14 protein-coding genes are annotated in these 11,234 nt (G+C 71.0%); 5 read left to right on the forward strand and 9 right to left on the reverse strand.

The genetic code is table 11. From position 1 onward, the window contains the following. The 3 genes from BHU15_RS04195 to BHU15_RS04205 all read right to left on the reverse strand — a co-directional run. Positions 1 to 680: DUF2637 domain-containing protein (locus BHU15_RS04195; protein WP_141726762.1), on the reverse strand; the 680-nt coding region annotated here is incomplete at its 3' end. A gap of 178 nt (positions 681 to 858) precedes the next feature. Beyond that, complete coding sequence (locus tag BHU15_RS04200; RefSeq protein WP_069625913.1) at positions 859 to 1,593, reverse strand: DUF3558 domain-containing protein; 735 nt, start codon at positions 1,591 to 1,593, stop codon at positions 859 to 861. Between the two features lie 100 nt (positions 1,594 to 1,693). Beyond that, positions 1,694 to 2,485, reverse strand: a complete 792-nt coding sequence (locus tag BHU15_RS04205) for a DUF3558 domain-containing protein (RefSeq protein WP_023539507.1) — start codon at positions 2,483 to 2,485, stop codon at positions 1,694 to 1,696. A gap of 255 nt (positions 2,486 to 2,740) precedes the next feature. Here BHU15_RS04205 and BHU15_RS04210 point away from each other — a divergent pair, with 255 nt between their 5' ends. Beyond that, positions 2,741 to 3,922 carry an RtcB family protein gene (locus BHU15_RS04210; RefSeq protein WP_069625914.1) on the forward strand — a complete coding sequence of 394 codons (1,182 nt, stop codon included), beginning with the start codon at positions 2,741 to 2,743 and terminating at the stop codon, positions 3,920 to 3,922. Between the two features lie 58 nt (positions 3,923 to 3,980). Here the strand turns inward: BHU15_RS04210 and BHU15_RS04215 are convergent, their stop codons facing one another. After that, positions 3,981 to 4,802, reverse strand: coding sequence for an LAGLIDADG family homing endonuclease (locus BHU15_RS04215; protein ID WP_171908307.1), 822 nt, complete (start codon positions 4,800 to 4,802; stop codon positions 3,981 to 3,983). Between the two features lie 260 nt (positions 4,803 to 5,062). After that, positions 5,063 to 5,605, reverse strand: a complete 543-nt coding sequence (locus BHU15_RS04220) for a DinB family protein (RefSeq protein WP_069625915.1) — start codon at positions 5,603 to 5,605, stop codon at positions 5,063 to 5,065. Positions 5,606 to 5,718: 113 nt separating this feature from the next. Between BHU15_RS04220 and BHU15_RS04225 the strand changes: the two genes are divergently transcribed. After that, the gene (locus BHU15_RS04225) at positions 5,719 to 6,522 is read left to right on the forward strand and encodes a pentapeptide repeat-containing protein (protein WP_069625916.1); all 804 of its coding nucleotides are present in this window, start codon (positions 5,719 to 5,721) and stop codon (positions 6,520 to 6,522) included. 4 nt (positions 6,523 to 6,526) lie between these two features. Here the strand turns inward: BHU15_RS04225 and BHU15_RS04230 are convergent, their stop codons facing one another. Then, entirely contained in the window at positions 6,527 to 7,300 is a 774-nt protein-coding gene (locus tag BHU15_RS04230) for an SDR family NAD(P)-dependent oxidoreductase (protein WP_069625917.1), read from the reverse strand. 241 nt (positions 7,301 to 7,541) lie between these two features. Between BHU15_RS04230 and BHU15_RS04235 the strand changes: the two genes are divergently transcribed. Next, the gene (locus BHU15_RS04235; RefSeq protein ID WP_247748890.1) at positions 7,542 to 8,024 is read left to right on the forward strand and encodes a hypothetical protein; all 483 of its coding nucleotides are present in this window, start codon (positions 7,542 to 7,544) and stop codon (positions 8,022 to 8,024) included. A gap of 26 nt (positions 8,025 to 8,050) precedes the next feature. Here BHU15_RS04235 and BHU15_RS04240 read toward each other — a convergent pair whose 3' ends face one another. Then, complete coding sequence (locus BHU15_RS04240; RefSeq protein WP_069625919.1) at positions 8,051 to 8,785, reverse strand: Mut7-C RNAse domain-containing protein; 735 nt, start codon at positions 8,783 to 8,785, stop codon at positions 8,051 to 8,053. 76 nt (positions 8,786 to 8,861) lie between these two features. Further along, positions 8,862 to 9,422 carry a GNAT family N-acetyltransferase gene (locus BHU15_RS04245; protein WP_069625920.1) on the reverse strand — a complete coding sequence of 187 codons (561 nt, stop codon included), beginning with the start codon at positions 9,420 to 9,422 and terminating at the stop codon, positions 8,862 to 8,864. A 58-nt stretch (positions 9,423 to 9,480) separates the two neighbouring features. Here BHU15_RS04245 and BHU15_RS04250 point away from each other — a divergent pair, with 58 nt between their 5' ends. Next, a complete protein-coding gene (locus tag BHU15_RS04250; RefSeq protein ID WP_069625921.1) occupies positions 9,481 to 10,122 on the forward strand; it encodes a hypothetical protein in 642 nt (213 codons plus the stop codon). Positions 10,123 to 10,157: 35 nt separating this feature from the next. On the opposite strand, the gene BHU15_RS04255 is transcribed toward BHU15_RS04250, so the two are convergent. Then, entirely contained in the window at positions 10,158 to 10,967 is an 810-nt protein-coding gene (locus tag BHU15_RS04255; RefSeq protein ID WP_023539498.1) for a helix-turn-helix domain-containing protein, read from the reverse strand. Between the two features lie 62 nt (positions 10,968 to 11,029). Between BHU15_RS04255 and BHU15_RS04260 the strand changes: the two genes are divergently transcribed. Continuing rightward, positions 11,030 to 11,234, forward strand: a 205-nt coding sequence (locus BHU15_RS04260; protein WP_171908308.1) for a maleylpyruvate isomerase N-terminal domain-containing protein, incomplete at its 3' end; no start/stop codon positions are given.

Raw genomic sequence — 11,234 nt, forward strand, 5'->3', positions numbered from 1 at the left:
TCCCGCTCGCGGAGACCGGCCGGGCCGGTCTCCGCGAGCGGGACGCCGTACTTGGCGAGGCGCAGCGGCATCATCGCCTCGATCGGGGCCTTGCGGCGCCAGTTGCGGCCGTAGCGCGCCTGGAGGCGGGCCTGGTAGATGAGCCGGTCCTGTTCGAGCTGGATGATGTCCTCGTAGCTGCGGATCTCCCACAGCTTCATCCGCCGCCACAGCTTGAACGTCGGGACGGGTGCCAGCAGCCAGCGGGTGAGGCGGACGCCCTCCATGTGCTTGTCGGCGGTGATGTCCGCGATACGGCCGACCGCGTGGCGGGCCGCCTCGACGGAGACGACGAACAGGATCGGGATCACCGCGTGCATGCCGACGCCGAGCGGGTCGGGCCAGGCGGCGGCGCCGTTGAAGGCGATCGTGGCGGCGGTGAGCAGCCACGCGGTCTGCCGCAGGAGCGGGAACGGGATCCGCATCCAGGTCAGCAGCAGGTCGAGCGCGAGCAGGACGCAGATACCCGCGTCGATGCCGATCGGGAAGACGATCGAGAACTGCCCGAAGCCCTTCTTCTCGGCGAGGTCGCGCACGGCGGAGTACGACCCCGCGAAACCGATCGCGGCGATGAGAACCGCGCCGGCGACGACGACGCCGATGAGTATTCGGTGCGTGCGAGTGAGCTGCATCGCGGCCACCCGTGGCCCCTCCCGTCCTGGACATCTGGCGGGGCACAGCCTCGCATACGCGTGCGGGTGCTGTGGCCCGGGGAGCCGTGCGCGGCCGGGGAGTTGGCGTACGGGGAGGGGGTGGCGGGGTGTTTGTCCTCAATCGCCGTACGGGCCGGGGCCGTGCCCCGCGCCCGTACGGCGCCTCTCAGCCCGCCGCTCCCGGAACGGCGGCCACCGCTTCCTTCGTCGCCTTCGTCGCGCCCTTCACCAGGTCCGAAGCGGCCGGGGACTTCGCGCCCGCGTAGCCCGCGCCGTTGTACGTGAGCGTGATCACCACGTTCTCGGAGCGCGCCACGACCGTCGCGTACCCGAACGACTCGTCCGTCTTCGTCAGGCTGTAGGTGACCGTCGTCGCCTCCGTACCGATGCCGGACGCCGGGGCGGCCTTCGTGCCCTTCGCGCCCTCCGTCGCCCGCGCCTTGGCGACTTCCTTCTTGTAATAGTCCGCGGCGCGGTCCTGGCCCGAGCCGATGCCGGTGTCGGAGTCGTAGCGCATGAAGGAGATGTCCAGCCATCGGTACTGCGAGCCCTTGACGCCGTTGTCGTCCAGGCCGTTCCACGAGCAGCTGCCACGCGTCGAGATGTCCGAGGACTTGCCGGACGAGCCCGACTTGTCCTTCGCCTTGGGCACCAGGTCCTCGATCGTCTTCCTGGCGATCGACTTGCACGGGTCGGCCGGCAGCGAGCTGAACTTCGCCGGGGCCACCTTCGGCGCCTCCTTCGAGGCCGAGGCCGCGGGCTTGTCCGCGTCCTTGGCGGCGTCGTCGGAGTCGGACGAGCAGCCGGCGGCGACGATCATCACCGGGACGGCTGCGCACGCGAGCATGCGAACGCGGTTGCGGGTGCGGGAGCGGCTGGGTCGCGGGGCTGATCGCTGCATGGTTCCTTCAGTGGTCCTTGAGTCGACAGTCGTACGGTCCGATCGGCCACGGTAACCGCCCCGAGCGCGGCTCAGGGCCCGTGCGGCGGACTCGGCCCCGCTACTCGTCGAGCTGGTCGGCCAGCTGCCGGGCCAGCCCACGGGCCTTTTCCTGCAGCTCCTTGCTGTCCGGGACCGTCGTCGGATGGGCCGGCTGCTCCGCGTACCGCACGGTCACCACCACGTTCGATGTGCGAAAGACCACGCTGACCGTACGGCGCTTGGCGGCCGAACCGGACGAGGCGAAGACGTCGTCCACGAAGGCCGCGTCGCCGAGGTCGTCCAGCAGACGGGGCTGGAGGCCGGAGGGCGTCATGGTCGCGGAGGGGCCGGTCGTCGAGCTGCTGTTGGGCGTCTTGCCGTCGGACGGCGACCCTGACGGGCTCGTACTCCCGCCCGCGCCCTCCACAGGAGGCGGCAGCGCCGCGCCGTCCTCCTTCTTCGCGTAGACCTCCTGCGCCTTGTCGGCGTCGCTCACCGCCGGGTCGTAGGACACGACGCGCTCGACGTCGATCACCAGGTGGTGCGAGGCGCTCGGGGCGTCCGCCGACCAGGAGCACCCGACGCGGCGATCCGTGTCGTACGTCACCGCGGCCGTGCCCTTCAGGGCCTTCTCCTGCTGCTCCCCGGGGAGCTGGGTGACACCCGGCAGGAGATCCCGCAGCGTGGGGCGGTCCACGGAACCGCACGGCTCGCTCAGCGTCCGGTACTTCCCCGGAGGCGCGGTGGTCGTGGTGGGGACACCGGCCTTCGCGTCGACGTCGGAGCCGTCGCCGCCGCTGCCGGAGGTGCAACCCGCGACGAGTGTCACGAGCAGCGCCGCCAGGCCGGGTACGTACGCCTTTCGCTGCACGGTCCCTGGGCTCCTCATCTACGCGGTGTGGACATGAGTTCTAAATGGTCGCACTGGTGAGAACTACGCAGGTGCCGCGCTGGTTCCACGTTCGGCACAGATGGCGAGTTCACGCGAAAACGGTTTGCCGCCGCATGGCGTGCGGTGGACACAATGTGTACCTCAAGCACTGCCGTGGATGCCGGTTCGCTGTCTGTTTTGGCGGCGCTGGTTCCGGTTTTTGCTCTATCAGACTTTCGGGGGAATCGAGGAACTATGTCGTACGTGGAAGTGCCGGGCGAGAAGGTCCCCATCCGTATGTGGACCGACCCCGCGTCGGTCGAGGACGTCGCGATGCAGCAGTTGCGGAACGTGGCGACGCTGCCCTGGATCAAGGGCCTCGCCGTGATGCCGGACGTCCACTTCGGCAAGGGCGCGACGGTCGGCTCGGTCATCGCGATGCAGGGCGCGGTCTGCCCGGCGGCGGTGGGCGTGGACATCGGATGCGGCATGTCGGCGGTCAAGACGTCCCTGACGGCGAACGACCTGCCGGGCGACCTGTCGCGGCTGCGCTCGCGGATCGAGCAGGCGATCCCGGTGGGGCGGGGGATGCATGACGAGCTGATCGAGCCGGACGAGGTCGGCCCGCGCTGGGACGACTTCTGGGCGCGGTTCGACGGGATCGCCGAGTCGGTCAAATTCCGTCAGCAGCGGGCGGTGCGGCAGATGGGAACGCTCGGCGCGGGCAATCACCACATCGAGGTGAATGTCGATTCCGCAGGCGCGGTCTGGCTGACCCTGCACTCCGGCTCGCGGAACATCGGCAACGAGCTCGCCGACTACCACATCGGTGTGGCTCAGTCGCTCCCGCACAACCAGGGCCTGGTCGACCGGGACCTGGCGGTCTTCATCTCGGAGACGCCGCAGATGGCGGCGTACCGCAACGACCTGTTCTGGGCGCAGGAGTACGCGAAGTACAACCGCGCGATCATGATGAGCCTGCTGAAGAACGTCCTCAGCAAGGAGTTCAAGAAGGCGCGGGTGACCTTCGAGCCGGAAATCAGCTGCCACCACAACTACGTCGCCGAGGAGCGTTACGACGGCGTTGATCTGCTGGTGACGCGCAAGGGCGCGATTCGGGCGGGCACCGGCGACCTCGGGATCATCCCCGGCTCGATGGCCACCGGGACGTACATCGTGAAGGGCCTCGGCAACAGCGCGGCGTTCAACTCGGCCTCGCACGGGGCGGGGCGGCGGATGAGCCGTAACGCGGCGAAGAAGCGTTTCACGACCAAGGATCTGGAGGAGCAGACACGGGGCGTGGAGTGCCGCAAGGACTCCGGCGTCGTGGACGAGATCCCGGCCGCGTACAAGCCGATCGAGAAGGTCATCGACCAGCAGAAGGATCTGGTCGAGGTGGTGGCGAAGCTCAAGCAGGTCGTGTGCGTGAAGGGCTGACGGGGGCGTTACGGGGGGCTGTGGCGGTGCCGCGCATAGTGGCACCGCCACAGTCGCGCTACAGCTCCTCAGGTGTGTCCGGTTCGTGCGGGGGCAGTGCGACGAGTCCGGTCCTGAGCCTCCAGAGGCGTACGGCGCAGCTCCTCGCGGTCCGGTCCAGGTCGACGACCGCGCGGGCGGGGTCGCCCAGACGCAGCAGGATGCGGTCCTCGGACGGTTTCCACCGTCGGCCGGGCGGCCGGATCCTCATGCCGGCCGGCCGCTGCCAGGCCGCGAGGGCGGTCGCGGCGGCGCGCTTGCGCTCCAGGGCGAGGCAGCCGGGGTAGTAGAGATGGGCGGCCAGCTTCACGGCCGCTTCCTTGGTGTAGACGATGTTGTAGATGCTGTCGCGCTCGTTGCGCCTGATCTGGCGCTCAGCGCCGGTGGCCTTCTTCGTGTAATGGCACAGATATGCCCCGACGGCGGTGCTCGCCGTGGTGAGGGAGAGGAACGGAAGGCCCTGACCCGTATAGCCGACCGACCCGTCCGCGTCGAGGATTCCGCGTAAGTAGTCCGGGCGGGAGAACGCGATGCGTGGCGGGGTGATCCGTGTCGACTTACGGCCGTAGGGCAGGCCGATGTCGTTGAGGATCGTCCGGGCTTCGAGCGCGTACAGCGCCCAGATGACGGAGTGGTGTTCCGCGGAGAAGTTCGTCGCTCGGGTGCGTGTGTTGATGCTGCTGTTGTACAGGGTCAAGCGCTGGAACTCGCGCAGGATCTCCACATCCCGAGCGTTGAGCTCGACGGTGAGATTCCCCTTCCGGCCGGGCCCCCGAGAGAGGTGCCCATCGGCCTGGAGGAAGCCGAACATGTAGGCGTAGCGCGGATCTTGGAGATCCATGAAGGCTGTGGGCAGCGGTGGTGTAAGGGCGTCGTTGCCGAAGAGCGTGGGCGTCGGGGGGTTAGGGTCCTGTGCAGCCACGAGGAAGGCCTTTCTTCCTTGGCGGTCAGGCCTCGGCCGGGATTGCCCTCCCGTCCGGGGCCGTTCAGTTGGTCTCTCGTGTTCGAGCCTAGGCTGGGAAGCCCTCACCGGAAGCCGTAGCCGCATTGATCACTCGAACGAGTGAGCGAACCGGCGGGAAGCGCGGGACGAGCCCGGCGTCAGGCGGGTCGTGTGGAGGACTCGTACGCGCGTTGGGTCAGGCCGATCTCCGCGACGTTCTTCGTGAGTTCGAAGTTGAGCCAGCTCGCCACGTGGACCAGTTCCATGTTCTCGCCCCACGGGAGGCCGGCCGTGCGGGACTTGGAGTCCAGGTCGGCGTCGGTGAGGGGGAGCAGCTCCGCGCGCCAGGAGTCCTTCAGGGAGCGGAGCCAGGTGATCGTGGACTCCGTCGTGCCGGGCCAGTGGATCGACTCGCGCGGCGGGGCTCCCTCGCCGAAGCAGTGGGTGAGCGTCGTCGTCCACCAGTAGCCGATGTGCCAGGTGAGCCAGCCGATCGAGGTGCTGGGGACCGGGTCGGGTTCGGTGAGCTGGAAGTCCGCGACCCAGTTTCCGTCTCCGTCCGGGCGGACCGTCCAGCAGTCGGGGGACGGTTCCCAGAGGCAGGCCTGGTCGTCCAGGTCCTTCTGGTAGTACTCGAACAGCGCCCAGGCCATGTCGAGTTGGCGGACCAGCAGGTCAACGCGGGGGACTGGCGTCGTCATGACGGTGAGCGTGGCATCGGGGGCCGCGGGCGGGCAAACCATTTGTCGGGGGGCCGTCGGTCTGGTGTTCACTGGGGCGCAGTGCCGCCACCTGAGCCGGGAGATCCGCCTTCGTGTCCGACCGAACCGATCTGACCGCCGACTGCGGAAACTGCTTCGGGCTGTGCTGTGTCGCGCTGCCTTTCGCCGCGTCGGCGGACTTCGCCGCCGACAAGAAGGCCGGGCAGCCGTGCTCGAACCTGCGCACCGACTTCCGCTGCGGCATTCACACGCGGCTGCGGGAGGAGGGCTTCCGGGGCTGCACGGTGTACGACTGTTTCGGCGCCGGCCAGCGGGTCTCGCAGGTCACCTTCGGTGGGAGGAGCTGGCGGGAGGAGCCCGGGAGCGCGCCGGCCATGTACGCCGCGTTCGAGGTGATGCGGCAGTTGCACGAACTGCTCCGGTATCTCACCGAGGCGGCGGCGATGGAGCCCGCCCGCGGCTTGCGCGAAGAGCTGCGGGACGCGCTCGAAGCGACCGAGGCCCTGGCCGCGAGCGACGCCGACACCCTGGTGGAGGTGGACGTGGCCGGTCACCGGGCGGGCGTGAGCGACCTGCTGCGGCGGACCAGCGAACTCGTCCGGGCCGGCGTACGCCGCAAGCGGACGGAGCGCGGGGGCGCCGATCTGATGGGCGCCAAGCTCAAGGGCGCCGATCTGAAGGGCGCGAATCTGCGGGGCGCCCGTCTGATCGCCGCCGACCTGCGCGGCGCCGATCTGCGGATGGCCGACCTCATCGGCGCGGACTTCCGCGACGCGGACCTGCGCGGCGCCGATCTCACCGGCGCCCTGTTCCTCACGCAGGCACAGCTCGACGCGGCGAGGGGCGACGCCGCGACCGTACCGCCGGCCACGCTGGCGCGCCCCTCGCACTGGTAGCGCGTCAGAGCTGCCTGTGCACCTTCGTGTTGGAGGCCTGCGCCCGGGGGCGGACCACCAGGAGGTCGATGTTCACGTGGTGGGGGCGGGTGACCGCCCAGGTGATGGTGTCGGCCACGTCCTCCGCGCTGAGCGGTTCGGCGACGCCCTCGTACACCTTCGCGGCCCGCTCGGTGTCCCCGCGGAAGCGCGTGGACGCGAACTCCTCCGTCTTGACCATGCCGGGCGCCACCTCGATGACGCGGACCGGCGTGCCCACGATCTCCAGCCGCAGGGTCTCGGCCAGGACGTGCTCGCCGTGCTTGGCCGCGACGTAGCCGCCACCGCCCTCGTACGTGGCGAAGCCGGCGGTCGAGGTGAGGATCACCACCGTGCCGTTGCCGCTCGCGGTGAGCGCGGGGAGCAGGGCCTGGGTGGTGTGGAGGGTGCCGATGACGTTCGTCTCGAACATCCGGCGCCAGTCGTCCGGGTCGCCGCTGGCGACCGGGTCGGCGCCGAGCGCGCCGCCCGCGTTGGCGACGAGCACGTCGACGGACGGCAGGCTGCCGAGTTCGGCGGCGAACGCGTCGACGGCCGCGCGGTCGGTGACGTCGAGGACGTACGCCGTGGCGGAGTGCCCGGCCGCGTTGATCTCGGCGGCCAGCGCCTCGATCCGGTCCTTGCGGCGGGCGGTGACGACGACGTGCAGGCCCGCGGCGGCGAGTTGGCGAGCGGTGGCGGCTCCGATGCCGCTGCTTGCTCCGGTGACGACTGCGGTGGGTCTACCGGCGACGGTCATGGCGTGCTCCTCGCGCGTGTGGGCGGCTGTCGACGGCCACGCCTACGGCTACGGCTGTCGACGGGGCTGATCGACTTCCGGCCAGGATAGGCAGGCGGTACGGCCCGGCGGTCGCGCGGGGCGGTGCACCGGTACGGGCCCGGCGAGGAGGACCGCGGTTCGACACACTGACGGTTGGTCAGGTTTGGGGGGCGTTTAGGAGTATCTTCCGATTATGGGAGCAATGCGTAGAGTGATGTTGGTGGCGTCGACCGCGGCCACGGCCGTGGTTCTGAGCGCGGGTTCCGGTGTGGGTTCCGGCATCGGTGCGGGCTCGGGCGTGGACGCCGCGCCGGGGGCGGTGGAGGCAGACGTGGCCCACCACGGGGACGTCTCCCTGTGGGGCGGGCGCCTCGCCGTGCGGCTGCACACCGGCAACCACGGCCCGTCGGACCTGGTGGGCGCGACGGCCCGGCTGGGCTTCTCCGTACCGGTGGTCCCCGCGCGGAAGCTGCCGGACGCCTGTCTGTGGGGCGGGAACCAGGTCGTCTACTGCCAGTCGGGCGCGCTGCGGGCGGACGGGCGGGACAGCGAGTTCCTGCTCGACCTGCGGGCGGTCGGCGATCCCGCCGAGGTGTCCGTGGACATCGCCACCGTGTGGAACGGCGGCGCCGACGACCGCAACCCGGACAACGACAAGCACCATGTGCTCGTCCCCGCCACCGGCGACCTGTACGTCTACTGAGGGCCGCCCGTCAGGGAAGTCGTCAACTACGCCGCCGCGCCGCCGAATTCGCGCATCGCCTCGTCGACGATCGCGGCCAGACGCGCGTGGTGCGCGCCGCGCCAGTAGACCCTGCCGCAGGCCGTGCACTGCGCGAAGACGTCGTACGTACGCTGCGTGCCCTGCTCAAGCCGGTCCTCGACCGAGTCCTTGTCCGCGGCCCCGAGCGGCCCGTTGCACGCCGTGCAGCGTGTCCAGGGGGCGAGCACGGGCGCGAACCGCTCCAGCACGTCCCGCAGCTGGTCCTCCGTGCGGTCGCTGTAGATGTACGCCCCCGCCCAGATCTCCCGGCGCCGCAGCAGACCCCGGTCGCGGGAGAGCATGACGCGCTGCTCCTTCGCCGAGAGCGCGGCCAGCGCCGCGTCGCCGATGTCCTCGCTCTCGTACGCCGCGTCGACGCCCAGCAGCCGCATCCGGCGCGCGAGGGTCCCGAGGTGGACGTCGAGCAGGAAGCGCAGGGGCGCGCCCGGTACGTGCTGCGGGCGCACCACCGCCCGTACCTCCACCGACTCGCCAGCCGCCGGGATGTGCGAGGTGGCCACCGGGCGTCCGTCGACGAGGAGTTGGCCGGCCTCGGTGAGCGGGACGCCCAGGGATTCCACGACATGGCCGAGGGTGGACGAGCCGTCCGTCGCCACGGCCGTCGGCCCGCCGCGCCTCCAGGCCGGGACGAAGACGTGCAGCTCAGGGGCGAAGGTGAGGTGGATCTCCGGTCCGTTCACGTCGTCAGCATGACATCGGGCCGCGAGGCGGGCCAGGGCTTTCCGCGGGCGTACGACACCTGGCGGGACCGCTGTCCTACTCCGCCCGGGGCTGCGCTTCGGGCCGCGTCTCGGGCTCCGCTTCGAGGTCGAGCCGCCACTCGTTGCACCGCATCGTGTGGCCGACCGGATACTCGAAGTCGGCCTCCCCGACCAGCTCGAACCCCACCTTGCGGCACACCGCGTTCGACGCGCCGTTGTCCACCGACGGGTACGCCATCAGCCAGCGGTGCTTGCGCTCCGCCCGCGCCCGCTCCACCACCGCCTTCGTCGCCGTCACCGCGAGCCCCCGGCCCTGGAAGGCCCCGAGCACGCTCCAGCCCGTCTCGTACACGTCCTGCCCCTGCCAGGTGGACTCCCAGAAGCCCGTGTTCCCCACCGCGTCCCCGTCCGGCAGCAGCACGATGCGGAACATCCGGCCCTTGCCCGTCCGGTCGGCGCTCAGCGTCACATATCTGAGATGCCTGGCCAGCACCTGCTCCCCGGTCTCGGGGCCGCCGAGATGCGTCATCAGCTCCGGCGCGTTCGAGGCGTGCAGCAGCCCGAGATCCGCCGCCGACCATGGCTCCAGCCGTACCTGGGGTGCTTTCATCTCCATGTGACCGACTGTAGATCGGGGCACTGACAACGGGACCCCGAGCGGGAGGTGCGGTCGGATGAGCTACACGGGCGTCTGGTCCGTCGGCGCCGTGCCCGACGCCGAGGTCGCCGCCCTGCCCCGGCGGTTCGCCCATCTCGACGAGACCTGGACCGTCCCCGACGGCTGCGCCGACGATCTGCGCTGGTGGCTGGGCGGCGGTGACCGCGAGCCGTACTTCACGCCCGGACCGACACCCGCCGCGCACCGCTTCGCGGCGTTCGCGCGCGGCGGCGGCCCCACCGCGCCCGCCGTGGCGGCCATGAAGGAGGCGGCGACCGGCCTCCTGCGCCGGGCCGAGGACGAGAGGGCCGACCCGGACGGCCTGTTCGCCGTGGCCGTACGCGAGGGGGAGCCCGCGACCGCGCTCCACCACGGCCTGGGCGCCGAGGCGTCCGCCCAACTGCCGGGCTGGTTCGGGGACTTCCTCCTCACCGCCGACGAGGTGCGGGCCGTGCTGCCGGGCGCCGAGTCCGTGCTGGGCGTGACCGGGCCCCGCCGTACGGAGGTCCTGGCCCGCGTCGACGCCTGGGTGTACGCGATGACGGGCGCGTCGGAGGGGGAGTTCGACTCGGCCGCGCTGCTGGCCGGGCCGCTGCGGGTACTGCGGTACGCCGCCGCGCACGGCCGGGGTGCCGTCGCCGTGGCCGAGACGTACTGACGAGACGTGGTGGCCGGCCTCCTGTAAGAGGCCGTCTACCCGACCGCTCGCGCGTACGCCGTCGGCGGGACACCCACCGTCGCCGTGAAGTCCCGCACCAGATGCGCCTGGTCGCTGTAGCCCAGCTCGGCCGCCAGCGCCGCCCAGTCGGGCTCGCCCTCCGCCTCGGCGCGCTCCAGGGCGTCGTGGATGCGGTGGCGCAGGATGACCCACTTCGGTCCCACCCCGACGTACGTCGCGAACAGCCGCTGCAACGAGCGCACCGACAGCCCGGCCGCCGACGCCAGCTGCGCCGCCCGCCGGATCGTGCGGTCCTCGCCGACCAGGGCGACCACCCGCATCGCCTCGTCGGCCCCCGGGTCCGGCCGTGCTCCCAGTCCCAGGAGGTACGCGTCGAGCGCGGCGACCCGCGCGTCCTCCTCAGGAGGATCGAGGATCGCGGCGACGTCCGCGTCCGTCGCGGGCAGTACCTCGGCGATCGGCACCCGTCGGCCCGACCACTCGGACACCGGCCACGCGGGTGCGAAGGGGTGGAAGCCGCCGGGGCGGAACTTCACCCCGCACACGCGTCCGCGTGCCTCCAGCTTCTGCGTGAACAGCTCCAGGCCGATCCCCGAGACCTCACCCCAGGGCGGCGCCGAGCCGAAGCGCTGGAAGACCACGTTCACCGAGGGGTGCGGGACGACATGGGAGGCGTACGGGTCCGAGAGGTCCCAGTCGATCAGCCAGTACAGCTCCACGTACCGGCGCAGCTCCGGCGCCGGGAGGCGGCGGCGGAAGTCGACCCGGGCGAAGAGCGCGGCGGCGTCCACGATGCCTCGTGTGTCGCGCCGTGGAGCTGTCATGGCCGGATCCTATGTCGCGTTTGTTCAATACGGGCCGGGGCGCCGTACGTAGCGTCGGAGCCATGACCGGCAAGATCAGCACGCTCCTCGAAACGGCCGCCGCCGACGCCCTCCCGGTGCTGCGCGGGGTGCGCGACGACCAGCTCGCCCTGCCCACGCCCTGCGCCGAGTACGACGTGCGCGGCCTGCTGGACCACCTGTTCCAGGTGATCACCAACTTCCAGGTGCTCGCCGCCAAGGGCGAGTCCGACTTCGGCGCGGCGGCCG

The organism is Streptomyces niveus, from assembly GCF_001723055.1.
In the GTDB taxonomy this organism is placed as follows: Bacteria; Actinomycetota; Actinomycetes; order Streptomycetales; family Streptomycetaceae; genus Streptomyces; species Streptomyces niveus.

Coding starts and splice junctions, on each gene's coding strand:
- BHU15_RS04215 (WP_171908307.1), bottom strand. CDS start 4,802: ATGGATCTCCAAGATCCGCGCTACGCCTACATGTTCGGCTTCCTCCAG.
- BHU15_RS04245 (WP_069625920.1), bottom strand. CDS start 9,422: ATGGAGATGAAAGCACCCCAGGTACGGCTGGAGCCATGGTCGGCGGCG.
- BHU15_RS04200 (WP_069625913.1), bottom strand. CDS start 1,593: ATGCAGCGATCAGCCCCGCGACCCAGCCGCTCCCGCACCCGCAACCGC.
- BHU15_RS04230 (WP_069625917.1), bottom strand. CDS start 7,300: ATGACCGTCGCCGGTAGACCCACCGCAGTCGTCACCGGAGCAAGCAGC.
- BHU15_RS04255 (WP_023539498.1), bottom strand. CDS start 10,967: ATGACAGCTCCACGGCGCGACACACGAGGCATCGTGGACGCCGCCGCG.
- BHU15_RS04220 (WP_069625915.1), bottom strand. CDS start 5,605: ATGACGACGCCAGTCCCCCGCGTTGACCTGCTGGTCCGCCAACTCGAC.
- BHU15_RS04250 (WP_069625921.1), top strand. CDS start 9,481: ATGAGCTACACGGGCGTCTGGTCCGTCGGCGCCGTGCCCGACGCCGAG.
- BHU15_RS04210 (WP_069625914.1), top strand. CDS start 2,741: ATGTCGTACGTGGAAGTGCCGGGCGAGAAGGTCCCCATCCGTATGTGG.